Raw genomic sequence first — 23,707 nt, forward strand, 5'->3', positions numbered from 1 at the left:
AGCACCGTCTCTTCACAAGATCACGGCATCAGCGGGAGGACCCAATGTAGGAGCGATGAAGCCGGAGAACATCCCTCAAACAAGGGACAAGGCGGCATCGGCATCACCAGAATGGATGACGCCGATGCCTCTGGCTGCCATCAGCGTCGCCAGGCCACTTCCCACCCAGCAGCTGTTCGGGACACCTCGGCCGTCACCGGCAGAAAGCGCTGGATCACCTCCAGGTTGGTGCGCGTGTGCTCCGTGATCTCGCTGCAGCTGTAGGCCGCCGCTTGACCGCTCTGGTGCACGGCCAGCGCCCAGGGCAGCGCCAGCTGGTCGGCCAGGTAAGGGCCGGCCGCCGCCGTGCTGGCCTCATAGGCCTTCACCTGGCGCAGCAAGCGGCTGGCCACCTGCTCCGAGCTCAGCGACTTCTCGCCGAAGCTGGTGAACACCTCGGTCACGTGCTCAAACGCCAGCGTGGCGATCAGCGCATTGCCCGGGCCTTCGTTCTGCCGCACGTTGGGCACGCGCAGCTGTTCATCAGACCACCCCAGCGCGCCCTTGAGCAGCGACAGCTCGCGCTCGGCCACCCGGCGCGGCACCGCGGCCACCAGCGATTCGGCAAACGGCTCACCGACCGCGCCGCGCTCCAGCAGATCGAACGGGCGCAGGCCGCCCGCAGCGGGCTCGATGGTCGCCACCATCTCACCGCCGCCGGCGGGATAAAAACCATGGCGGCGCAGCGACGCCTCGACCTTCACACCCAGGCGCGCAAGCTGCGGCAAAAATGCCCGCTCGATGAAGTGGAAGTTCGGCGCCAGCGGGTTGTGCGTGCCGCCCGAGAGCTTGAGCTGGCTGGGCGCAGGCGCGAGCATCAGCGCGGGCAGCACCGTCTGCAGCACCAGCAGGCAACTGCCGGCCGAGCCGATGGCAAACGCGTGTTCACCCGGACGCAACGCGCCCGGCTCGAACACCAGCGTCTGCGAGCCCAGCTCGGCCCCGCTCACCTGCGCACCACTCACGGCCTGCGCCGCCAGCACGCAGGCCAGGTGCTGGCGCATCAGGCCCGGCTTGGGACGTTTGGCGCGGATGTTCTCGATGCGCACCGGCTGGCCGGTGATCATCGACAGCGACAGGCTGGTGCGCAGGATCTGGCCACCGCCTTCGCCGGTGGAGCCGTCGATGGTCAACATGGCTGGGGCTCCTGCGCTAGCGTGTGCGCGTCGGGTTCGTACCGCAGCACCGAGTCGAACAACATCGCGTCCAGCGGTACCTGGCCCGCAGGAGGCAAGGCCTGCACAGGCTCGGCCGCGTTGCGCGCCAGCTCGGCCTCGATGAAGGCGTGGATGCCCGGCCAGCGCGGGCTGGTCGCTGCTTCGCCGGCGCGCATCTTCACCTCCAGCAGCGCGTTGATCTCGGCGATCAGCGCAGAGTCTGCGGTGGCGTCCAGCGTGTGCTGTGCGAGCTCGGCAAAGCGCATGGGCGGCACGCCGGGCCGCGTGTGGATCCAGCGCGCCGCCAACAGGGGGCGCAGCACGTAGAGGTACTTCTTGTAGCGCACCTCATCGGCCTGCAGGTGTTCGCGGAAGTTCTTCTTGGCCATGGAGGCGTAGTGGTGCCAGCCTTTGGCGTTGGAGAACACCTGCTCGGCCAGTGCGCGAAAGCGGGTCATCGTGTCGGTCTCTTCGCGGTAGACGATGGGCGAACACAGCCACTCCAGCAGCGTGGGGTTGGACTCGCGCATCAGCCCCAGCGCCTTGCGCAGGTCCCAGCCGTTGATGTCCAGGTCGCCACTGATGGGGAGTTCGATCACATCGCGCCCCGGCGCCACCGTCAGGTACCACGGCAGGCGGTTCACGTAGATGAAGCGCACGTCGTAGTCGCTGTCGGGCGAGGCAAAGCCCCAGCCCCGGCTGCCCGACTCGCAGGCGAACAGGATGGTGACCTGGTGCTGGGCTTCGATGGCGCGCAGGTGGGCCATGACCTGCTCGCGCATGGCGGGGTCGATGGGGTGAGCGGAGTGGAGGAATTCTTGTTGTTTCATGGTGCTTCAAGCGTGTTCATTGCCGGCGTTGGCGCGGTCACTGTGTTGCAGCCGCAGTTGCCCTTGTTCATTCAGTTCGAAGGCATCGAAGTCCCGCCCCAGCCACAGCTGGCCCTGGTATTGCGCGCGCGCCTCTGCTTCCAGTTCGGCCTGTCCTGCGTCGTCGTGGTGGCGTTGGCTGAAGTGCGTGAGCACCAGGTTGGGCACACCCACCTGCTGGGCAAAGGTGGCCACGCCTTTCGCGCTGCTGTGCATGGGGCCAGGCCCCACCTTGTCCAGGGCCGCCTGCGTGTAGGTCGCTTCGTGCACCAGCACCTGGGCATCGGCGCACGCGGTCTGCAGCATCGACGGATCGGCATTGTCTCCGCCGAAGACCGCCCGAACGCGGCGAGACTGGTGCGCAACAAAATCCGCGCTCTTGAGCACAGCGCCTTCAAACTCAAGGTCCTGGCCCGACTGCAAGGCCTTCCAGGCAGGCCCCGGCGGAAGGCCGGTGTCCCGCAAGGCGGTGGTGTCGAGATGCACCGTGTCGTGCCGCACCTCCACACCAAACGCGTGGCACGCCACCCGGTGGTAAAGCGGATGGGCGGTGATGCGAACACCTGGCGACTGCCAGACCACCGGCTGCAGCGCGCTGTCCACATGGTGAACGTCGTACGGCAGATGCAGGTCCGTGCATTCGCGTGTGGACGCCAGCCATGTCCACACCGGCAAGGGCGCCACCAGGGTCAATGGCGCCGTGCGACCGGCCATGCCGGCGCTGGCCAGCAGACCCGGCAAACCATAGCAGTGGTCGCCATGCACATGGGTGATGCAGATGGCTTGCAACGAGCGCAAGGAATGGCCGGTTCGTTGCAGCTGGTGTTGCGTGCCTTCGCCCGCGTCGATGAGAAACCAGTCGCGAGCGCCGGCGGGCTGCACCGCCAGGCCAGTGACGTTGCGCAGCTTGGTTGGCGCGCCGGAGGAGGTGCCCAGGAAGGTGAAGTTCAGCATGATTCTTGTTGTTGTCTTGATCAGTGTTTGGTCTCTATTCGATTCCCAAGCTTTTTAAAGCCGCCGCCGCCGCGTCCGAAGCCACGCGCTCCCAAGAGCCATAGCGACGCCCCTCCATGTGGCGCAACGCAGCCAGCGCCCGCAGTTGAGCGATTTCTTCTGTACCACCCCAACGTCCCAGAACCTGAATCGCGACCACACGATGCCCCCACCACTTGCTCTGCAGCGCATGGGCTATTTGTTCAAGCGCTGCTGCGTCGGGCGGCTTAGACCCCAGCGCGCGCAGCGCCTCGACCTCTTGCGCGAGACGGTTGGCACCCGGCACCGCCAGTGCCTCGTTGATTCTCGCGCGGCGCGCACGACGACATTCCAGGCAGCGTTTGGCCCGGCTGTCTATCGGCGCTTGCACCGTTTCGTACCACCACTTCTGCTGCTTCGCCGTCCATACCTCTTCGCTGGCGCAATCGGCGCAAACGAAAACCTTGTCCAAATAGAACTCGGGGAGAACGCAGCTGTTGTTCAAGCCACTCAGAAGCTGTGTATCGGCCATCACCAGGCCAAGCACATGCCCATCGCGGCCCAAAGGCATTGATTGCAACTGCGTCTGAGCACGCTGCGCGCGTGCCAGTCGCAATTGCTTGATCTCCGTACGTCGCTGTTTATTGCTCTTCATTTCACATCCTCCAAAACGGCGTCCTTGTGGCACCGCCTACCTCTTTACACACAACACTTGCTTGAAAGCGCACGCCACCGCACCAGGTCTTTCTGCGCATCCATCACCGAGGAGAACCCTGTTGCGCCCGCCAGCGGACTGAACCACCAGGCCGGTGACGTTGCGTTGCCTGGTGGGCACGCCTGAGGAGATGCCCAGGAAGGTGAAGTTCAGCATGTTCTTGTCGTTCTTGGTCGAGCGTTTGGCCTATCGCCAACAAAGCTCTGCGAAGTGGGTGATCGTTCTTGGTGTTCACACCACGCCAAACGTCCTCAGATGAAAGTCGAGGGTTTGCTGCAGTTGAGCATCCAAGTGCTGGCGTCTGGCGGACCAAAGCTCCGCCAGACGCGCTGCCTGCACCGAGCCCGGGCCATGGCAATACGAACGGCTTTCCTGGGGCCAATGGGCGAGCGCAGCGATCAGCAGGTTCTCCTTACCCAGTTCCTTGCTCATGGGCCACAACGCCAGCAGGCATTCGAGGCGATCCCATACGGGATACAACGACCTTATGGACAACACGCGAAGCATCTTTTCGATGGTCGGATCACGCTGCACGACCTGCAACAGCTGAGGCAGTGGCGGCACCCAGGCGCCACGGTGCGCCTTGTCGAGCAGAAGCTTCTGCACCCGAGGTGAGGGATCGGCAAAAGCCTGCTGCAACCAATGCGCTTTTCCATCGGCATCGCTCTTGACCAGTCGGATCAACAACGCATCGCGCCGCAAACGGGGCCATGGGCTGTCCAGCCACGAGTCACTCACAGCCGATGCTCTGCCGGGATCGATGTCCAGCAGCCACTGCATGGCCGCCCGACGCAGTCGCGTGGATTTCAGCTCATCGCTGGCCACTTCCGCAGCCCGCTCAGCAACGTGTTCCACGCCTCCGTTCGAGCGCAACCATCGCAAGCACCACCAGCGGACGTGGGAGTTGGCGTCGAGGTCCATGGCTCGAACCACGCCGTCGGTCGCGTCATCGGGGTTCTCCACAAGCCAGCGCACAGCCTCATGCCGCACAGCGGCAAACGGCGTGGCGCACGCGGTCTGGTACAGATGCCGACGTCGTTCGGGAGAGGTCAGCCCCGCAAACTGCGACACCGCCCTCGAAGCCATCAACACGTCATCACCGGACAGCGCCCTCTCCAGCAGCGGCACTCGGTCATCGTCGTCTTGCGCGGCCAACCACTGCGCGTCGAACACAAAGCGCCGCACCCGAAGGCCTGCCGTTCGCGTTGCATCGATCACCTGAGGGAGGTGCTCGGGTCGACTCAGAAACAGCGATATCTCCTTCAACATCGGCGCATGGTCGGCTCGTCGTGTTCGCTCCAGATCGACCACCGCATCGATGGCCGTGATCCAGTCCACCAGATAGGTCGGTTGCATCAGGGATCGCACGGCCGCATTGGCGGCCACACGCACCTGCGGCACCCAGTCATTGAGCCGCACCAGCAGCATCGGCAAGGTGCCGCGCTGCGGCCGAGACACCAGTGACTTGACCGCTGCTTCGCGCACGAAACCGCTGTGGGAGCACAAATCAGAAGCGTCCTCAACGCCACTGTCTGATGCACCGCCAAACAGCTTTCTCAGAAAGTCCTTCATGTCCCCATCTCCCATGTCCTACCCTTTCACACACAACACCTGCTTGAGCGTGTACACCACCTCCACCAGGTCCTTCTGCGCCTCCATCACCGCGTCGATGTCCTTGTAGGCCATCGGAATCTCGTCGATCACGGCTTCGTCTTTGCGGCACTCCACGCCTTCGGTGGCCTTGATCTGGTCCGCGACGGTGAACATTTTCTTGGCCTTGGTGCGGCTCATCACGCGGCCTGCGCCGTGGCTGCAGCTCTCGAAGCTCTCGGGGTTGCCGAGGCCGCGCACGATGTAGCTGCGCGCGCCCATGCTCCCCGGGATGATCCCGAGCTCGCCCTTCTTCGCGCTCACCGCTCCCTTGCGCGTCACGAACACCTCTTCACCGAAGTGCGTTTCCTTCTGCACGTAGTTGTGGTGGCAGTTCACGGCTTCCACGTGCGCCTCGAAGGGCTTGGTGATGACCTGGCGCACGGTGGCGACCAGGTTCTTCATCATCACCTCGCGGTTCAGGCGCGCGAACTTCTGCGCCCAGCCTACGCCGCGCACGTAGTCGCCGAAGTACTGGGAACCTTCCTCGAAGTACGCCAGGTTCTGGTCGGGCAGATGGCAGTTGTTGCGCTCCGCGTCCTTCTTCGCCAGCTCGATGAAGGTCGTGCCGATGGCATTCCCCACGCCACGCGAACCCGAGTGCAGCATGAACCACACGGCACCCGCTTCGTCGAGGCAGACCTCGATGAAGTGGTTGCCGGTTCCGAGCGTTCCCAGGTGCTTGTGGTTGTTGGTGTTCTTCAGGCGCGGGTACTTCTCGCAGATCGCGTCGAACTCGTCCTTGAGCGTGGCCCAGGCCTCATCCACCAGCGAAGGCGGGTTCTCCCAGGTGCCCTTGTCGCGCCCCGCACGCTGTCGGATCGGCGTCATGCCGTGCGGCACGGCCTTCTCGATCGCGGCGCGCAGCGGCCCCAGGTTGTCGGGCAGGTCTTCAGCGCGCAGCGTGGTCTTGCAGGCCATCATTCCGCAGCCGATGTCCACCCCCACCGCGGCGGGGATGATGGCCTTGAAGGTCGAGACCACCGAGCCCACGGTAGCGCCAATCCCCAGGTGCACGTCGGGCATGGCCGCGATGTGTTTGAACACGATGGGCAGGCGCGCGGTGTTGGCCAGCTGCTTCTTCGCTTCGTCTTCGACGGGCACGCCGCGGGTCCACATCTTGATGGGCACGCCACCTTCGGGCTGTTCGGTGTTGTAGTTGTTCATGTTGTTCCTCGCATCTTGATCAAAAGGCATGTCCCGTTGCGACAAGGGTTGGTGAAACATTTTCGTGCTCTACCAGACTGAGCTACGGCCCCCCAGTGATGGAGCCGACGGGATTCGAACCCGCGACATCGAGCGTTGTAGGCTGTAGTTCCACCGGCATTCGCCGCGAGACATGCAAAAAAAGGCAGCGCGACAAGGGATGACAAGACATGGCCATGCCGGTTTCCCGGTTGAGGAGTCGAACCCCCGGCGTTCCGATGTAGTCCTGTCGGCATTCGCGCAAAAAATCATCCTTTCAACAGCCCCCGCGTGGCGACAAACGATTGGTGAGACGAGACAGTTTGGATGTAGTCCCACCGGCATTCGCCACGCGACGACACATTCATCGCTTTACTGCTGGGCCAGTGAGACCTTTTGAATCTCGCCCACCCAGTGGTCTGCGCCGGCATTGCCCTTGGCAAACTGCGCCAGCATCGTGAACACCGCGTCCGAGAAGCCACCGACATTCAGGATGTCGGCCCGCTCCACGGCCTGCGAGGTGCGGCCCGGCTGGATGTCGATGCACACCAGCCGCGCCTGCGGGCAACGCTGCTTGAGTTTTTCCCACTCGATCAGCGTCTGCGTCGCGCCACCGCGCCGCGCATCGACCCACGACTCGTTGTCCGAGACGAGGACCACCAGATCCACCTTCGCGCGCTCCTTGTTCAGCAAGGCCAGCGGCGCGCTGCAGTTGGTGCCACCACCGCCGATGGCGGCCAGCGCCTGGGCGTTGGTCATCACCGAGTCGCGGGGGTTCAACGTCAGCTTCACCACATCGCGTTCGAACGGCAGCACACGGGCCTGCGGGTTCTTTCGCAACACCGCCGCCGCCACCAGGGCCGCCACATCGATGCAACGCACTGAAGAGGTGGCACCCACGCGGTGGCCTGTCACGGGCGAACCCATGGAGCCCGACACGTCGGGGCACACCACGACCTGGCCTTCCAACGCAGGCACGTTCACCAGCGCGGCTTCCATCGCGTCCTGCAGCGCCTCGCGCACCGCTGCGGGCACGCCCTCACCACAGGCCTTGAAGGCCGCCATCAACTGGTACGGGAACACCCGCGCCTTGGCCACCGCCACCGGGTCGCGCAGCTTGGCCGCGATCACCTCGGTCATGCCGGCTTGCTCGAACACACCGTGCCGCGCAAAGGTGTTCAGGTTCTGACGCACCATCTGCCACGAACCGGCGCGGGCCATCTGCGCCCAGTGCGCGGCTTGCAGCTCCAGCGCGGTCAGCATCTGGAACGGCACGTCCGGCACCTCCGTCATTTCGCCCTGGGCCAGCGCGCGCTTGAAACGCTCGAAGGCTTGGGTGGCGGGCGGCAGCCCGGCTTCGTCGAACGGCTTGCCGATCAGCCAGGCGAACCAGGCCGCGCGCCAGGCCTCGGTGGGCTTGGGGTGCACCATCTTCACCACGTCGGCGAGCGTTGGCGTGTTGCCCACGGCGGCGTTCAGCAGCTGCTTCTCGCTCGCGTTGAGCAGCCATTGCTGCACCAGCTTCTTGGGCCGCGTGCCCAGGGACTTGCGACCCAGGGCGCCGCTGCGCAGCATCTGCACGAAACCGCGCAGCGTCTTGCCGTTGTCCACCACGCGGCCGAACACCTGCGACAGCAGATTCACATCACGCACCGCCAGCATCGAAGCCAGCAGCACAGGCATGTCCTTCATGAAGGCAGCCTGGCGGGCGTACACCGCCGTCTTCGCCACGAAAGCGGGCTCCACCTGCGCGGCCAGCGCCTGCACAGCGTCGAGCTGCGACTGCGCGTCGGCGTAGAAGGTCTGGCTCAGGCAACCGGTGGCTGCGATCTGCGCCAGTTGGTGCTGGGGGCTCAGGGCGTAGGCGGGAGCGCCCGCCTGGTTCTGGGCCGTGGCCTGGGGCAGCAGCTGGCCCTTGAGCGTTTGAAAGAGTTGGGTGTTGACCATGTTGTTCTCCGTGTGCATTCAACTTGTGTGCCTTCTTCATTGCAACGGGTGTGCCAGGTCTGGGTGTTGTGGAGACGATTTCTGAAAGCTTGTTGATTTCATTGATGAATATCTCTTTTTTGGTGTTGATAGATGCATCAGCTTCCGCGTCGATCACACACAGAACTAGAATTTGAACCAGTTTTCTATCTATAAAGCTATGCCAAAAAAAACCGTCGTCATCGGATTCCTCGGTACCCAGCTCGACAGCGGGCGTGGCGCGGGGCGCTGGGAGAAGTGGCGCCCCACGGTGTCGCTGGTGCAGCACGAGGACATGCAGGTGCACCGGCTGGAGCTGCTCTACACACGGCCGCACCAGGCGCTGGCCGACCAGCTGAAACAGGACATCGGCACCACCTCGCCCGACACCGAGGTGCGCTTGGTGCCACTGGAGATGGCCGACCCCTGGGACTTCGGCGAGGTCTATGGCGTGCTGTACGACTGGGTGAAGCAGTACCGCTTTCAGCCCGAGAAAGAGCGCTACTGGACGCACATCACCACCGGCACGCACGTGGCGCAGATCTGCATGTTTCTGCTCACCGAGTCGCGGCTGATCCCGGGTGTGCTGCTGCAGACCTCGCCGCCCAAGAAGCAGACGAGTGCCAACCCGGGCAGCTACGCGCTGATCGACCTCGACCTCTCGCGCTACGACGGCCTGGCGCAGCGCTTTGACCAGGCGCAGCGCGACGCGCTGGATTTCCTCAAGAGCGGCATCGCCACGCGCAACGCCGATTTCAACGCGCTAATCGAAGAGATCGAGCGCGTGGCCCTGCGCTCGAAGGCGCCGATCTTGCTCACCGGGCCGACGGGCGCGGGCAAGTCGCACCTGGCGCGACGCATGTTCGAGCTGAAGAAATCGCGCCACCAGGTGGCCGGCGATTTCGTCGAGGTGAACTGCGCCACGCTGCAGGGCGAGGGCGCGGCGTCCACGCTGTTTGGCCACAAAAAGGGTGCCTTCACCGGCGCCGCGAGCGACCGCGCGGGCCTGCTGCGCACGGCACACGGGGGCGTCTTGTTTCTCGACGAGATCGGCGAGCTGGGCCTGGACGAACAGGCGATGCTGCTGAAAGCCGTGGAAGAAAAGCGCTTTTACCCGGTGGGCAGCGACCGCGAGGCGAGCAGCGACTTCCAGTTGATCGCCGGCACGAACCGCGACCTGCGGGTGGATGTGCTCGAAGGGCGTTTTCGCGAAGACCTGTACGCGCGCATCAACCTCTGGTCGTACACGCTGCCCGGGCTCGCGCAGCGGCCTCAGGACATCGAGCCCAATGTGGACCACCTGGTGACGCGCTGCGCCGCCGAGCTGGGCCGCGCGGTGCGCTTCAACGCCGAGGCCAAGGCGCTGTACCTGCGCTTCGCGCAGTCGTCCGAGGCCCTGTGGAGCGGCAACTTCCGCGACCTGGCCGCGAGCGTGACGCGGCTGTGCACGCTGGCCGAAGGCGGGCGCATCGCGGTGCCGCTGGTCGAGGCGGAGCTGCAGCGCCTGCGCTGGCTCTGGCAGATGAACCAGGCGGGGGGCGACGTGGCCCGCCTGGCCGACGACGCCGTCGATCTGGCCGATCTGCTGAGCGCCGACGCGCTGGGCCAGATCGACCTGTTTGACAAGCTGCAACTCCTGGCCGTGGTGCGCGTGTGCCGCGCCTCGCGCACGCTCTCGGAAGCCGGGCGCACGCTCTTCGACCGCTCGCGCACCCAGCGCTCGGTGGTCAACGACGCCGACCGCTTGCGCAAGTACCTGCAGAAGCACGGTCTGCGCTGGGAGCAGGTGTCGCGCTGAGCGCGCGTATACCCGATCCCGCCCATCCGTGCTGACCGCCCCACCCATGTCGTGAGCGGTGCCGCTGCCGGCGCCATCGCCAGCAGAGTTGCCTGCGCTGCGACAAGATGCACGGTCCGCCCACGCCGTGTGGGCGCCCCACCCCATCGGAGAATTCCCCCATGAGCGATCTGTCGCAACCCATCCAAGCCCCCGCCCTGATTGACAAGCTGCAGTGGCGCTACGCCACCAAGAAGATGGACGCCGCCAAGGCCGTGCCGCAAGACAAGGTGGACCGCATCGTCGAAGCCGCGCGCCTGGCACCCACGTCCAGCGGCCTGCAGCCCTACGAGATCATCGTCGTCACCAGCAAGGCCGTGCGCGAGCAGATCCAGCCCATCGCCTGGAACCAGGCGCAGATCACCGACGGCTCGCACCTGCTGGTGTTCGCCGCCTGGGACAACTACACCGCCGAGCGCATCAACCACATGTTCGACCTGACCAACGAACAGCGCGGCGGCACCAACGAAGGCTGGGAAAACTACCGCCAGATGCTGCTGAACAGCTACCCGCAGCGCGATGCCGAGGTGAACTTCAACCACGCCGCGCGCCAGGCCTACATCGGACTCGGTGCTGCGCTGATCGCCGCCGCGTTTGAAGAGGTGGACAGCACGCCCATGGAAGGCTTCGACCCGGCCAAGCTGGACGAGATCCTGAAGCTGCGCGAGCGCGGCCTGCGCAGCGTCGCCATCGTGCCGCTGGGCTACCGCGCCGACGAAGGCGACTGGCTGGTGAACCTGAAGAAGGTGCGTCGCCCGCTGGAGCAGTTCGCGACCGAAGTGAAGTGATGTGATCGGCTGCGGGCCTCACGCGGCCTGCAGCGCGTGTCGGTCGATCCGGAGCACCGACACAGACGCCACCAGCCCGCGCGCCTGATCGTCCAGGCTCTGCGAGGCGGCGGCGGTCTCTTCGACCAGTGCCGCGTTCTGCTGTGTGGCCTGGTCCAGCTGGGTGATGGCCTCGCCCATCTGGCCCACGCCGATGCTCTGCTCCTGCATGGCACCCGCTATGTCGACCACCAACTGGCTCACACGGCGGATGGCGCCGACCACCTCGGTCATCGCGGTGCCGGCCTGGTCGGCCAGCTGCGTGCCCGAGCCGACCTGGTCCACGCTCGCCTGAATCAGTTGCTTGATCTGCCGCGCCGCGTCGGCCGACCGGCCGGCCAGCGACCGCACCTCGGCGGCCACCACCGCGAAACCCCGGCCCTGTTCGCCCGCGCGGGCCGCTTCCACCGCGGCGTTGAGCGCGAGGATGTTGGTCTGGAAAGCGATGCCGTCAATCACCCCGATGATCTCGGCGATGCGCCGCGACGAGCCGTCGATGCTGCGCATGGTGCGCACCACCGCGGCCACCGTTTCGCCGCCGGCCTCGGCCACGCGCGAGGCGTCGGTCGCCAGCGTGCGGGCCGCCTGAGCGCTGTCGGCCGTGATGGCGATGGCGCTGCCCAGCTGTTCCATCGACGCGGCCGACTGCTCCAGCGCACTGGCCTGGGCTTCGGTGCGACTGCTCAGGTCTTTGTTGGCGCTGGCGATCTGTGCCGAGGCCGAGCCCACGTGCTCTACCCCGCGGTGCACCTGACCCACCAGGCTGCGCAGCCCGTCCTGCATGGCGCTCAGCGCCCGCATCAGATCGGCCACTTCGTCCCGTCCCTGCACCTCGACGGTCTGCGTGAGGTCGCCGGCCGCGATGCGCCCCGCCACCGCCACGCCCTGCCGCAGCGGTCGCACGATGCTGCGCGCCAGCACCACCGAGGCCAGCAGGCCCAGGACCAGCGCGGCCGCGCCCAGCCCCAGCTGGAGGCGGTCGGCGAACACGATGGCGCCGCTCACGGTCTCACCGCGCTGCTGCGCCAGTTCGTCCTGCAGGCGGCGCAAGGTGTCGATCGGCTGCTGCAGGCGCGCCAGTGCCGGCAAGGTCTCGCTGCGCATCAGCTGCTGCGCCTCGTCGAGGCGGCTGGCTTGCACCAACGGCCCGACCTTGACGAAGGACGCCACGTAGGCGGCGCGGGCCGAGCGCAGGTCCGCCAGCGCGGCCTTGCCCTGGGGCAGCGCCACCAGCCGGTCCAGCGTGAGCAGGGCCTCGTCGATGGCCTTGCGGTTGGCGTCGATGCGCGCCTGCACCGCCGGCCACTGCGACGGCTCCACCAGCAGCAGCTCGGCCGTGTTCAGACCGTTGGCGCGCGTGGCCGTGTCGATGACCGACACCGCGCCCACCTTCACCAGCTCCTGCCCGATCAGCTGGCTGTTTTCACGCCCGATCTCCTGCAGCGACAGGACCGCCGACACCACCAGCCCGACAATGAGCAACAACATCAACCCGAAACCGGCCGCCAACCGCGCACCGATCCGGAACCTCGACACATCCCACATGTTGGACTCCTGGCGCACGGACACCGTGGCCTGATCAGAGGTTTTCGACCGGTGGAGGTGCCGCTGCATACCTCGGAAGAACGATGCGACCGCAGCAGAAGGAGGACCCTGCATCGTCCCGCCCGCGGCGGCGCGGCGGAACCAGGGCGGTTACTGCCCCACGGCCTGCCGGGCCAGCTTGAGAAAGCGCGCGCGGTCGGCCTCGCTCAATGACGGCAGGATGTCGTCTTGCAGGCCCCGCACGACCGGGACCAGTGCCTTGAAGATGCGTTGCCCTTCGGGCGTCAACGACAGTTCGCGCGCCCGGCGGTCCCGCTCGCTGACGACGCGGCGCACCCACCCCTTCTGTTCCAGACGCTCGATGACGCCGCCAATGGTGGCGCGGTCGTAGGCAATCATTTCGGCCACCCGCGCCTGGTCCGTTCCGGGCTGGTTGTGGATCGCGTCGAGTGCCGCGAACTGCACCGGCGTCAGATCAAAACCCGCTTCCTGCGTGCGCTGCACGAAGACCAGGGTGGACTGCTGGTGCAGGCGGCGGATCAGGTGCCCGGCCATGTCGAGAGAGTCCATGCTCGCGCTCCGTTTCAAAGGTTATTGATAAGTATACGTACCTTATTGACAAACAATAGTAAGCATAGATATCATTTGCACACGCACCGACCTTTCATGGTGTTCTTCAAACCCAGGAGACAAGCAATGCAGTTCTACAAGGATGGCTTCCGCGGCGGCAACCCCGACGTCAAGCAGGCCGCACCCAACCGGCGCAACCGGGGTGTCAACGAACCGCTGCCGGAACAGGTCGACGTGCTGATTGCCGGCACCGGCCCGGCGGGTCTGTGCCTCGCCGCCCAGCTCGCGCAGTTCCCGGACATCGAGACCATGATCGTCGAGCGCATGCCCACCAACATCATCAAAGGCAAGGCCGACGGCATCAACACGCGCACCATGGAAATGTTCCAGGCCTTCGGTTTTGCCGACAAGGTCAAGCGCGAGACCTACTGGGTGAACCAGACCAACTTCTGGATGCCCGACCCCGTCAACCCGCAGCACATCAAGCGCGTCGGCCGCGTGCAGGACGTGGCCGACGACAGCTCGGAGATGCCGCACATCCTGATCAACCAGGCGCGGCTGCACGAGCTGTTCCTCGAAGTCATGAAGAACTCGGCCTCGCGCCTGGAGCCCGACTACAGCTGGGAGATCGTGAGCCTGACGGTGGACCCGACGACCGACGACCACCCGGTGACGGTGACGCTCAAAGACGCCAGCGGCGTGAACTGGTGGGCCACGCGCACGGTGCGGGCCAACTACGTGGTCGGCTGCGACGGTGCGCACTCCGCCGTGCGCAAGGCCATCGGCGGTGAACTGCACGGCGATGCCGCGCACCAGGCCTGGGGCGTGATGGACATCCTGGCCAACACCGACTTCCCCGACGTGCGCCAGAAGTGCCTGATCTCGTCCGCGAGCGAAGGCAATGTGTTCATCCTGCCGCGCGAGGGCGGCTACGTGTTCCGCATGTACGTGGAGCTCGACAAGCTCAAGGACGGCGAGAAGGCCGCGAGCCGCAAGTTCACGCAGGACGACATGATTGCCGCCGCCAACCGCATCATCCGGCCCTACGCCATCGACGTGAAAGAGGTGGTCTGGTGGTCGATCTACGACATCGGCCACAGCATCACCGACAAGTTCGACGACGTGCCCGAAGGCTCGGACCGTTGCCCCCGCGTGTTCACCGCGGGCGACGCCTGCCACACCCACTCCCCCAAGGCCGGCCAGGGCATGAATGTCTCGATGCAGGACACCTTCAACCTGGGCTGGAAGCTGGTGCACGTGCTCCAGGGCCGGGCCGACGCCAGCCTGCTGCGCAGCTACTCGAAGGAGCGCCTGACCGAAGCCAAGCGACTGGTCGAGACCGACCACGAGTGGGCGCGGATCGCATCGGCACCGACCACCCAGGCCGAGCGCGACGGCACGGAAGAGCCGCGCATCATCCGCCAGTTCAAGGCCAACCTCGAATTCACCGGCGGCACCGCGGTGAAGTACGACACCTCCACCCTCTTCGCGCCCGGTACGCACCAGGCCCTGGCGAAAGGCGAAGAAATCGGCCGCCGCTTCCACTCGGCCCCCGTGGTGCGCCTCTCCGACGCGAAGCAGATGCAGCTCGGCCATGCTGCCGAGGCCGACGCGCGCTGGCGCATCTATGCCTTTGCGGGCCAGGCCGACAGCTCGAATCCCGGCTCGGCCATCCACCAGCTCGCCGACTGGCTGGAGACCGACCCTAAATCACCGGTGGTGAAGCACACCCGCCAGGGCGAAGACATCGACGCCATCATCGACGTGCGCGCCATCTTCCAGCAGACCTTCGACCAGCTCGCCTACGAGCACATGCCCTCGCTGCTCAAGCCCCGGACCGGCCAGCTCGGCCTGCAAGACCACGAGAAGATCTTCTGCATCGACCACAAGGGCGCGGGCGACATCTACGACATGCGCGGGATTGATCGCGAGCGCGGTTGCATGATCGTCGTGCGGCCGGACCAGTACATCGCCAATGTGCTGCCGCTGGATGGGTTCGAGGAACTGTCGGCGTTCTTTGCGGGTGTGCTTCGGTGAGGTGAGGTGGTGCAGGACGCGACAGGGCAGGCCTCAGAGCCTGCGGAAGTAGGTGAACCCACGAAACTGCCAGATGAAGGCGATGGAGCCCCAACGCATCATCAGCCCCAAGGTTGAATCGCTGTCGGGCGTGGTCATCGACCACATCTTGCCGAAATCGTCTTCGACCACGGGGGCACCGAGAAGAGATCGCAGCGTCTCTTCGGCGTTGGCCTTCGTCATGTCCTGAAGGCGTTCCAGCAACGCGCGTTCATCGGATGTCATGGCTGCGAGCGCCTGGGCGTTGCGCGCTTGCATCTGGGCCTCGTGCGCTTTCACCTCCTCTGTCATGTCATGGCCGTAGCGCCACTTGCTCAGCAGGCCGTCCGAACTCTCGATGCCGAAAATCTCCATCAGCTCCTCAAGGTACCCAAGGAACCGGTCCTGATCCTCGCCTTCGGTGTTCTCGAACTTCTTCATCACCGGCTTGAACTTCTCCAGCACGACCGGTTTGATCTGTCTGGACGGCGCCAGCTTGCGCAGTGAGCGCGCCAACTGGTTCACCCAGGCCTCGTACTTGAGGCGGTCTGCTTCGTCCAGGTCGACGAGATAAAACGGCTCCTTCACGAACTTCTTCTTTGCGATGAAACGGTCCAGAGCCTGCCTGCGTTCGTCGGGAGTCATCCCCTGGTCTACAGGGTTGGCCCACACGTGGACGGACGCCGCACAGAGCAGGGCGGACAGGAGAAGGGTTCGGCGGGAAGGGATGGGCATGCTTCGGCTTGTCTGAGGGGAGAAACGGTCATTGACCCGGGGATCTGTTGGCGGCTGAGGGATACCCGCTTTCGCCGTGGCAATGCAATGCCCGCAGCGCGCTGACCGCATGGCGTCCCCAGTGAACGTCAAAGGTGAACTTCCAGCTCCAAACGGCAGCCCGTGTGTGGCCACGGTCCAGAAGCCACAGCCCCTTGGTCAGATCTGAGTAGATGTCTGTCAGGTCGTCCGCGACATCGCCCACCACCGGTTCGTCGGAGTCTTCAATCGAAGGGTCATAGACCTCGCGGTAACAGTTGAATGGCAACGAGCCAAAGCTCTTGAACATGGCGTTCCAAGCGTCCTGATCCAAGGCGGGAGGATCGGGGTAATCCGAAAACCCCACCTCAGGTAATTCAAGCGCGGCAGCGTACAGGCGAGCGAGGTGACGCGTTGCCTCCCGCAACAGCTGCCCCGGATCGGACGCCCGAGGCCCCTCGCACCAGGCGCAATAGTCTCTGGAGAGCTCGACAAAGGCGCGGATTGCTTCGTCTTGGTTCATCGGTCTGCGTTCGAAATCCAGCCCTCGATCTCCAGAGGGATCCTGATGTCGCGCGCGGACCCATCGATTGAGTTGTTCTTCGTCCGGCTTCGCCAGTGGGCAAAACCGCCCGGCAGCCAGTTCGAGCGCGACAACCGAATGGCCATCTTTCTTCGCATGTCATGCGAAAAGGAATCCTCACCAAATCGCAGTTCGTAAAGCGCAAGAAGCCGATCAAGTCGCCGTGCCAACATGCGGCGCGCGCCACCTGGAGCGAAGTTTCTGAACCTCGCAACGCTGCCGCGCACGACGCCTCTGAAGCTTTCCCTCGGAATGCGGGCCATCCGTGCACGAAAGTGCTTCGAGTGCTTGACCAAGGTTTGGTAGCGGCGTCGACTATGTTGCACAACTGATCCCGCTGCGAGCTGGCGATGAAGTTACCAAGAGCGGCGTTTGACCCACATCGCATGCACGGGCGTCTATGGGTGGAACCCTGCATGAGGTGACGTCCATTGTGATCCGCGCGATCAAGAACCAGCCTCCTGTTCCAGCACAGGAATCTCACCCGGGAACTCCTTCGCCAGACGCGCTGCGTCGTAGTCATGCACGACGCGGTCTGGCCTGACAAGGATGTTCTCGTCAAACCCTTTGTGCTTGTCTTCCCGGAAATCGAAGGCCAGCCGAATCCAGAAGTTCCACTTCGCCTCTTGGCGCACCAACTGCTGGCAAAGGCGGATCAGCTCTGGTTTCAGGACAGACGGCTTCAAGGCCAATGCATAGATGCCATCCGACGGCATGTAGTCCGTGATCAGGTGGATGTCGCAGCCTTCCGAGGAACCAACGGTGTAACCCATGGAATCCAGCTCCCCCTCAAGCGACTCAAGCAACCGGTACCAGGCGTCCATGTGCTCCTTGTAGCGAGCATCGTCCTCTTCACTCGAGTCAGTGGACGCGGGTAGGGTGATGGATTCGGTGTCCTTCATAAGGCACGAGCCGAACGTGAACATTCCGATGGTCATGTTGCTGTATGACTCCGGGAAGGAGATGTCCACATTCATCGACCAGCTTGACTGAAGCAGGCGCGGCTCGGAGACATGGCTTACCGCGCACGCTCCAACGTGAGGGACGTGGACGACCGTTCCCTCGGCAAGGGTCTTGGCAAGGCCTTGCATGAAGAACTCGCCGAATCGTGTGAATTTGTCTGGCATATGACTCCCCCTGAGCTTGTGTCGTATGACGCAACGAAGCGAAGTGGCATCGTATCCGGTGGCAGGGATCGTGCCGTGATCGCCTCAGCCGCTGGCAAAGCCGAAGTACCCACACTTCGACCCACACCAAAGCATTCGACGACCGACCCGCCGCACAGTGGACCTCCTGCTTCACACCGGTACCCGCCCATGCCCATCACCTGCTTCATCCGCTACCAAATCGACCCCTTTCAGCGCGAAGCCTTCCGCCGCTACGCCGAGGCCTGGGGCCGCATCATTCCCCGCTGCGGCGGCGAGCTGCTCGGCTACTTTTTGCCGCACGAAGGCAGCAATGACATCGCCTGGGGCCTGATCGGCTTCGACAGCCTCGCCGCCTACGAACGCTACCGCGCCGTGCTGCGCGTCGACCCCGAAGGCCGTGCCAACTTCGAGATGGCGCAGGCGCAGCGATTCATCTTGCGCGAGGAACGCAGCTGGCTCGAAGACGTGGCCGGCACCCGCAACCAGCCCCGGCAGGTGGCGCCGTGATCGCGGTCATCTTCGAGGTCGAACCGCACGAAGGGGCCGCGCCGCGCTACCTCGACATCGCGGCCAGCCTGTTGCCCGAGCTGCAGGCCACCGATGGCTTTGTGTCGGTGGAGCGGTTTGAAAGCCTCGCCCGGCCGGGCCGCTACCTCTCGCTGAGCTTCTGGCGCGACGAGGCCGCGGTGCGCGCGTGGCGCTGCCAGGCGCACCACAGGGCCGCGCAGCAAGAGGGGCGCAGCGCCGTGTTCGCGGGCTACCGCCTGCGCGTGGCCGCCGTGCTGCGCGACTACGGTCTGCTCGCCCGAGCGCAGGCGCCCGCCGACTCGCTGGCTGCACTACTCTGAGGGCCATGACCAGCACCCCGCACGAACCCCGACTCGCCCGCGTGGCCGCCATGGTGGCCGACCCGGCGCGCTCGCGCATGCTCGCCTACCTGCTCAGCGGCGAATGCGCCAGCGCCAGCGAGCTGGCCAAGGCCGCGTCCGTCACGCCCGCCACCGCCAGCGGCCACCTCACCCAATTATTGGAAGCGCGCTTCGTGGTCTGCGAACCGCGCGGGCGCCACCGCTACTACCGGCTGGCCGATGCCGACGTGGCGCACGCGCTGGAGGCGCTGGCCGTGGTGGCCGAGCGCGGCGAACACGACAGCGAGTGGTCATCGCCCGAGCGGGCGCGCCTGCGCTACGCGCGCTGCTGCTACGGGCACCTGGCCGGGCGGCTCGGCATCCAGCTGTTTCAAGGCCTGATGGCCGCGGACGGGCTGCAACCTGTGAGCACGGGTTACGCGCTCACCGACAGCGGCCACGCGTGGTGCCAGCGCCTGGGCTTCGAGCCGCCTGCGCCCGGCAAGAAAAGGCGCTATGCCTACCCCTGCCTCGACTGGTCCGAGCGGCGCGACCACCTGGCGGGCGAGCTGGCCGACCAGCTTTATTTGCATCTGGTGGCGCAGGGGTGGGTGCGGCGTGGGGCCGGGAGGGATGTGGTGGTGACGCCGCTGGGTCACCAGTCCTTGATACCGCTGCTGGGACGAGAAGGCTGAGTCGCGGTGGCTGTTCGAGAGGGCGCTTGTCGGCGCGATTTTGTCGACTGCGCTGGCATTGCCGACCCGTCGCGGCAGGTCAGGCGTCTGCCATTCTTTCAGCGTGTTGCTGTTCGAGCAGTCGCGAAACGATGCGCCGGGCGCGGTTGGCACCCACGTCGACGTGGATATCGGTCCAGGTCGCCTGCTCCCCAAATTCAAGCATGTTCTTGTACTGAGCCTCGATCACCACGCGGTCTTCGTCGAAAGTGAAGGCTGTCTGCCTGATCACTTCGTCGATGTTCTCGGGCATGTCGGGGTGCTTGTTGCTGGCCATGCTCCAGAAGTAGTGGCAGGTCTCATCGGTCTCGGGCGTGATGCCGTGGAAACCGCGCATGTGGAAACCGCCTCGATTCGGGTCATCAATGGCGTCGGTGCCGGGTTCGACCGCTCCGGTCCAGATGCGGAGGTGCGAAAGGTGAAATTCGATCTCCTGCCAGCGCTCGCATTTGTCACCGAAGGGCCAGGCCGCCTTGTAGGTGGGAGGCGGTGCGGAATCCGGCATCAGCCGCACGACACGCACCTGGTCGCCCTCGGTCGACACCTTCATCTCGGCATTCATGTGCAGGCGCGCATTGCCACCGATGGTCTTCAGGTGCACATACCCGAGGTGGCTGAGGTCCAGCAGGTTGTCGTGAATGAGTTGCCACGGCGCTTTGTAGTGGTAATTGCCGCTACCGAACTTGTAACGCGGGCCGTTGTGATGGGGGTAATCCGGCGCATCGGTGGTGGGCTCGGAACCTTCTGTCCTGGGCATCCATATCCAGAGGATGTGGTCCTTTTCCACCACCGTGTACGCCTTGACCTTGGCCTTGGCGGGAATGCGCTCCTGCCCGGGGATTTCAATGCATTGACCACTGGGTGCGTACAGCATGCCGTGGTAGCCGCAACGCACGCCGGCACCTTCCACCGTGCCGCACGAGAGCGGCAGGGAGCGGTGGCAGCAACGGTCTTCCAGGGCCGCAAACTGCCCGTCGCCCGTGCGGAACAACACCACCTTGTGGTTCAGGAAGGTGCGCGCGATGGGCTTGTCGGTGAGTTCGGACGAGAACCCGGCCACGTACCACTGATCAAGCGGGAAGGGGCTGGCGGCGGGAGGCGCCTTGACGGGTTGGATGGAAATGCAACTGGTGGTCATATGAATCTCCTTGCGTGGTAGGTGGTCAAAGCAGGGTCAAAGGTCGAGCACCAGCAGCGGCGAGCTGGCCCGTGAGCAACACGGCGTGAACTGGTCGTTGGCTCGGCGTTCGCTGTCGGTCAAAAAGCTGTCGCGGTGGTCGGGCGTGCCTTCGAGCACGCGCGTCAGGCAAGTACCACACACCCCGGACTCGCAGGACACTGGCACGTCCACACCATGGGCTGCCAACGCGTCGATGACGCGCTGGCCGGACCCCACCCGGAGCACCAGGCCACTGCTGGCCACGCGCACGTCGAACGCCGCGTCGTCTGCCGAGGCAGTCACCGTGCCGGCAAAGTACTCGCGGTGGAGCCGGGACTCGGGCCAGCCCAGGCGTCTCGCGGTGCCGAGCACGTGGTCCATGAAGCCCGAGGGGCCACACACGTACAGATGGGTGTCAGCATCGGGCTGTGCCAGCAACTTTTCAGCGTCCAACCGCTGCTCAGCTGCACCATCGTCGGTGTGCACCTGCACATGCGAGGCAAAGGGAGACTGCGCAAGCTCTCCCACAAAGGCCATGCGATGGCGTGAGCGGCCGCAGTAGTGCATTTCGAAAGCGCTGCCTGCCCGGTGCAGGGTGGTCGCCATCGCCAGAATGGGGGTGACGCCAATGCCACCCGCCAGCAGCAGGCTGCGTGTGGCCGGTGCGAGTGGGAAGTGGTTCTTGGGCGAGCTCACCTGGAGCCGGTCCCCCACGCGAACCCTTTCATGCATGCCGGCCGAGCCACCCCGCGACGCCGGTTCGCGCAGCACCGCGATGCGGTAGCGGGCCGTTTCAGCAGGGTCGTTGCACAGCGAGTACTGGCGAATCAACCCAGGTGCCACGTGCACGTCGATGTGTGCACCCGCCGTGAACGCCGGCAAAGCCGCCGCTGAATCAACCACCAGCTCGAAGCTGCAGATGCCGTCTGCCTCCTCTATGCGTTGCGTTACCCGAACCGTCAATTCATTCATGGAGATATCAGTCGTCTGAGGAAGGCCGTCGCTTGGCGACGGCCTGGGAAAAATGGACTTGTAGGTAGTCCTGCGTGGCCGTCTCTACGGCCGGAAGGTTTTCGTGCAGACGGCGCAACAGGCCGAGCAGCACGTCTACTTCTTTTTTGTTGAGCACCGAGAGGAAGGCACGCTCTCGCTCCATCGCCACGCCCTTGATCTGGTCGTGCAGCTCCCGGCCCTTGGGCGTGAGCACGGCAATGCGGAAGCGTCCGTCCGTTTCGTCGAGTTCGGTGCGGATCAGTCCTTTTTCCTGCATGCTCTTGAAGCAACGGCTGACCGACCCTTTGTCCATGCCCACGATGCGCGACACCTTCTGTGCCGAGATCGAGCCATCGATGGCCAGCAGCACCAGGCAGCGCCAGGTTTCGATCCCCACGTCAAAGATGTTCAGGTAGTGCTGTGATGCACCGCGCGACAGCTTGTTGGCGATCCAGGTCAGGTAGGCCGGTGCATACCGATCAAGGTTGACCGTGTCGGCCGCCGCGTTGTCGGCATCGACCTCGTTGGTGGCCTTAGAGGGAGGGGTGGTTTTGCGGGTGTTCATGCTGCGATGCTAAACACCCGGTCAATGCACAGCCATGCCCACCCAGCGCTCCAGCGTCTCGGTGTCTGCGAGCAATTGACCCGCGTTGGCAGTGTGCACAACCGTGCCGTGGTCCAGGATGACGGCGCGCTGCGCGTAGCCCAGGGCCTCATCGACCTGCTGCTCCACGATGACGACGGCGATGCCGGTCTCGTGGCTCATGTTGGTGATGGCGCGCAGCAGCTCCAGGCGGATGAGCGGCGCCAGTCCCTCCAGCGGTTCGTCCAGCAACATCATCGACGGCCGCCCCAGGAGCGCACGGGCCACCGACAGCATTTGTTGTTCACCACCCGACAGCTGGGTTCCACCATTGCTGCGCCGTTCGGCCAAGCGAGGAAACAAGGCATAGGCCTCGTCGAGCGCACTGCGCGGACGCCGCTTGAGCCCCGCCAGCAGGTTCTCTTCGACCGTCAGCGAAGGGAAGATGTCGCGGGTCTGAGGCACATAACCCAGCCCCAGCGCTGCGCGTTGATGGGGCATCAGGGCCGAGACATCCTGCCCTTGGAAAAAGACCTTACCGCTGCGCAAGGGCAGCAGGCCCATGATGACGCGCAGCGCCGTGGTCTTGCCGACGCCGTTGCGGCCGATCATGGCCAGGCGTTCACCGCCGCCCACGTCAAGGGTGAGCCCGTCGAGGACTGTGGTCGGGCCGTAGCCAGCCACCACGCCGTCGAGTTTCAGCATGGGTTCGCTCACTTTCCATTCCCCAGGTAAGCCGCGCGGACCAAGGGGTCGCGACGGATCTCGTCGGGCGAGCCATCGGCCAGCACCGCCCCTTCGGCCAGCACCACGATGCGGGTGGCAAACCGGAACACCAAGTCCATGTCGTGCTCGATGATGAGCACGGCGATGTCGCGGGGCAGCGCGTCCAGCGCAGCCAGCAGGCGCGCGCCGTCGCCCTTGGGCACGCCGGCCATGGGCTCGTCCAGCAGCAGGACCTTGGGTCTCAAGGCCAGCGCCAGCGCCATTTCGACCAGGCGTTGTTCGCCGTACGCCAAGTCCTGGGTGGCGGTGGCCGCGTGGGCGGCCATTCCGAAGCGCCGCAGGATGTCGTGGGCTTCGTGTTGAAGCGCGGGGTAGGTGTCGATGCTGCGCCACATTCGCCCGGTCAACCCTTCGCGCTCGAACAGCGCGAGTTCAATCTGCCGCTGCACCTCAAAGTGCGGCGCCAGCGTGGTGATCTGGAAGGTGCGGGCCAGGCCCGCTCGCACCCGGTGGGCCTGGCTGAGCGCGGTGACGTTCTCGCCACGCAGGAACACCTCGCCAGTGTCGGGTTGGAGCACACCGCTGATCTGGTTGACCAGGGTCGTCTTGCCCGCGCCATTGGGTCCGATCAAGGCGAGGCGGTCACCTTCCCGCAGTTGAAACGACACGCGGCGCGTGACGTGCAGGCCCCCGAACCGTTTGTCCAGTGATTTAACGTCGAGCAGAAGGCTCATAGGGCAACTTCCGCTCTTCGAGCTGCGGTGCGAGCTTGCTTGGGGCGGCCCGGCGCGGCG

23 protein-coding genes are annotated in these 23,707 nt (G+C 65.0%); 6 read left to right on the forward strand and 17 right to left on the reverse strand.

What is annotated here, in order from left to right; translation table 11 throughout:
• Nucleotides 1–140: 140 nt before the first annotated feature.
• From rtcA to B0E41_RS01950, 7 genes are all read right to left on the reverse strand, one after another.
• Nucleotides 141–1,175 (reverse strand): RNA 3'-terminal phosphate cyclase, encoded by a 1,035-nt coding sequence (gene rtcA / locus B0E41_RS01920; protein ID WP_077328242.1) that lies wholly within the window; start codon nt 1,173–1,175, stop codon nt 141–143.
• The gene (locus B0E41_RS01925; RefSeq protein WP_077328244.1) at nt 1,169–2,026 is read right to left on the reverse strand and encodes a nucleotidyltransferase domain-containing protein; all 858 of its coding nucleotides are present in this window, start codon (nt 2,024–2,026) and stop codon (nt 1,169–1,171) included. Before B0E41_RS01925 ends, rtcA begins: the two co-directional genes overlap by 7 nt.
• Nucleotides 2,027–2,032: 6 nt before the next feature.
• On the reverse strand, nt 2,033–3,019 hold the full coding sequence (locus tag B0E41_RS01930) for a ribonuclease Z (RefSeq protein ID WP_077328246.1): 987 nt from the start codon (nt 3,017–3,019) through the stop codon (nt 2,033–2,035).
• Nucleotides 3,020–3,053: 34 nt separating this feature from the next.
• Nucleotides 3,054–3,692 carry a zinc-ribbon domain-containing protein gene (locus B0E41_RS01935; protein ID WP_077328248.1) on the reverse strand — a complete coding sequence of 213 codons (639 nt, stop codon included), beginning with the start codon at nt 3,690–3,692 and terminating at the stop codon, nt 3,054–3,056.
• Nucleotides 3,693–3,983: 291 nt separating this feature from the next.
• A complete protein-coding gene (locus B0E41_RS01940) occupies nt 3,984–5,324 on the reverse strand; it encodes a hypothetical protein (RefSeq protein WP_077328250.1) in 1,341 nt (446 codons plus the stop codon).
• A gap of 18 nt (nt 5,325–5,342) precedes the next feature.
• Nucleotides 5,343–6,569, reverse strand: a complete 1,227-nt coding sequence (locus B0E41_RS01945; protein ID WP_143433620.1) for an RtcB family protein — start codon at nt 6,567–6,569, stop codon at nt 5,343–5,345.
• A 390-nt stretch (nt 6,570–6,959) separates the two neighbouring features.
• Nucleotides 6,960–8,534, reverse strand: coding sequence for a TROVE domain-containing protein (locus B0E41_RS01950; protein ID WP_077328329.1), 1,575 nt, complete (start codon nt 8,532–8,534; stop codon nt 6,960–6,962).
• 199 nt (nt 8,535–8,733) lie between these two features.
• Here B0E41_RS01950 and rtcR point away from each other — a divergent pair, with 199 nt between their 5' ends.
• Both rtcR and B0E41_RS01960 read left to right on the forward strand, forming a co-directional pair.
• The gene (gene rtcR, locus B0E41_RS01955; RefSeq protein ID WP_077328252.1) at nt 8,734–10,350 is read left to right on the forward strand and encodes an RNA repair transcriptional activator RtcR; all 1,617 of its coding nucleotides are present in this window, start codon (nt 8,734–8,736) and stop codon (nt 10,348–10,350) included.
• 161 nt (nt 10,351–10,511) lie between these two features.
• Nucleotides 10,512–11,177, forward strand: coding sequence for a nitroreductase family protein (locus B0E41_RS01960; RefSeq protein WP_077328254.1), 666 nt, complete (start codon nt 10,512–10,514; stop codon nt 11,175–11,177).
• 18 nt (nt 11,178–11,195) lie between these two features.
• On the opposite strand, the gene B0E41_RS01965 is transcribed toward B0E41_RS01960, so the two are convergent.
• Complete coding sequence (locus B0E41_RS01965) at nt 11,196–12,761, reverse strand: methyl-accepting chemotaxis protein (protein ID WP_171984640.1); 1,566 nt, start codon at nt 12,759–12,761, stop codon at nt 11,196–11,198.
• 150 nt (nt 12,762–12,911) lie between these two features.
• The gene (locus B0E41_RS01970; protein ID WP_077328258.1) at nt 12,912–13,331 is read right to left on the reverse strand and encodes a MarR family transcriptional regulator; all 420 of its coding nucleotides are present in this window, start codon (nt 13,329–13,331) and stop codon (nt 12,912–12,914) included.
• Nucleotides 13,332–13,457: 126 nt separating this feature from the next.
• On the opposite strand from B0E41_RS01970, the gene B0E41_RS01975 reads away from it, so the two are divergent.
• Nucleotides 13,458–15,368 (forward strand): FAD-dependent monooxygenase, encoded by a 1,911-nt coding sequence (locus B0E41_RS01975; RefSeq protein ID WP_077328260.1) that lies wholly within the window; start codon nt 13,458–13,460, stop codon nt 15,366–15,368.
• A gap of 33 nt (nt 15,369–15,401) precedes the next feature.
• Here B0E41_RS01975 and B0E41_RS01980 read toward each other — a convergent pair whose 3' ends face one another.
• The 3 genes from B0E41_RS01980 to B0E41_RS01990 form a co-directional block, all read right to left on the reverse strand.
• Entirely contained in the window at nt 15,402–16,121 is a 720-nt protein-coding gene (locus tag B0E41_RS01980; RefSeq protein ID WP_171984641.1) for a DUF4844 domain-containing protein, read from the reverse strand.
• A gap of 28 nt (nt 16,122–16,149) precedes the next feature.
• Nucleotides 16,150–16,662 carry a DUF5063 domain-containing protein gene (locus B0E41_RS01985; RefSeq protein WP_077328264.1) on the reverse strand — a complete coding sequence of 171 codons (513 nt, stop codon included), beginning with the start codon at nt 16,660–16,662 and terminating at the stop codon, nt 16,150–16,152.
• Between the two features lie 506 nt (nt 16,663–17,168).
• On the reverse strand, nt 17,169–17,849 hold the full coding sequence (locus B0E41_RS01990) for a hypothetical protein (RefSeq protein WP_077328266.1): 681 nt from the start codon (nt 17,847–17,849) through the stop codon (nt 17,169–17,171).
• Between the two features lie 189 nt (nt 17,850–18,038).
• Between B0E41_RS01990 and B0E41_RS01995 the strand changes: the two genes are divergently transcribed.
• Genes B0E41_RS01995 through B0E41_RS02005 form a run of 3 tightly spaced genes read left to right on the forward strand, consistent with a single transcriptional unit; the run spans nt 18,039 to nt 19,413 of the window.
• Complete coding sequence (locus B0E41_RS01995; protein ID WP_077328268.1) at nt 18,039–18,377, forward strand: NIPSNAP family protein; 339 nt, start codon at nt 18,039–18,041, stop codon at nt 18,375–18,377.
• Nucleotides 18,374–18,718, forward strand: a complete 345-nt coding sequence (locus B0E41_RS02000) for an antibiotic biosynthesis monooxygenase (RefSeq protein ID WP_077328270.1) — start codon at nt 18,374–18,376, stop codon at nt 18,716–18,718. The genes B0E41_RS01995 and B0E41_RS02000 overlap by 4 nt, the downstream gene beginning before the upstream one ends.
• A gap of 5 nt (nt 18,719–18,723) precedes the next feature.
• Nucleotides 18,724–19,413, forward strand: a complete 690-nt coding sequence (locus tag B0E41_RS02005; RefSeq protein WP_077328272.1) for a metalloregulator ArsR/SmtB family transcription factor — start codon at nt 18,724–18,726, stop codon at nt 19,411–19,413.
• A gap of 79 nt (nt 19,414–19,492) precedes the next feature.
• Here B0E41_RS02005 and B0E41_RS02010 read toward each other — a convergent pair whose 3' ends face one another.
• The 5 genes from B0E41_RS02010 to B0E41_RS02030 are packed head-to-tail and all read right to left on the reverse strand — an operon-like array spanning nt 19,493 to nt 23,647.
• Entirely contained in the window at nt 19,493–20,590 is a 1,098-nt protein-coding gene (locus B0E41_RS02010; RefSeq protein WP_077328276.1) for an aromatic ring-hydroxylating dioxygenase subunit alpha, read from the reverse strand.
• A 36-nt stretch (nt 20,591–20,626) separates the two neighbouring features.
• On the reverse strand, nt 20,627–21,583 hold the full coding sequence (locus B0E41_RS02015; RefSeq protein ID WP_077328278.1) for a PDR/VanB family oxidoreductase: 957 nt from the start codon (nt 21,581–21,583) through the stop codon (nt 20,627–20,629).
• A gap of 7 nt (nt 21,584–21,590) precedes the next feature.
• Nucleotides 21,591–22,169, reverse strand: coding sequence for a MarR family winged helix-turn-helix transcriptional regulator (locus B0E41_RS02020; RefSeq protein ID WP_077328280.1), 579 nt, complete (start codon nt 22,167–22,169; stop codon nt 21,591–21,593).
• A 21-nt stretch (nt 22,170–22,190) separates the two neighbouring features.
• Nucleotides 22,191–22,892 (reverse strand): ABC transporter ATP-binding protein, encoded by a 702-nt coding sequence (locus B0E41_RS02025; RefSeq protein ID WP_253194539.1) that lies wholly within the window; start codon nt 22,890–22,892, stop codon nt 22,191–22,193.
• Between the two features lie 8 nt (nt 22,893–22,900).
• Complete coding sequence (locus tag B0E41_RS02030; protein ID WP_077328284.1) at nt 22,901–23,647, reverse strand: ABC transporter ATP-binding protein; 747 nt, start codon at nt 23,645–23,647, stop codon at nt 22,901–22,903.
• Nucleotides 23,648–23,707 lie beyond the last annotated feature (60 nt).

The sequence above is a fragment of the Hydrogenophaga sp. A37 genome (genome assembly GCF_002001205.1).
Classification (GTDB): Bacteria; Pseudomonadota; Gammaproteobacteria; order Burkholderiales; family Burkholderiaceae_C; genus Hydrogenophaga.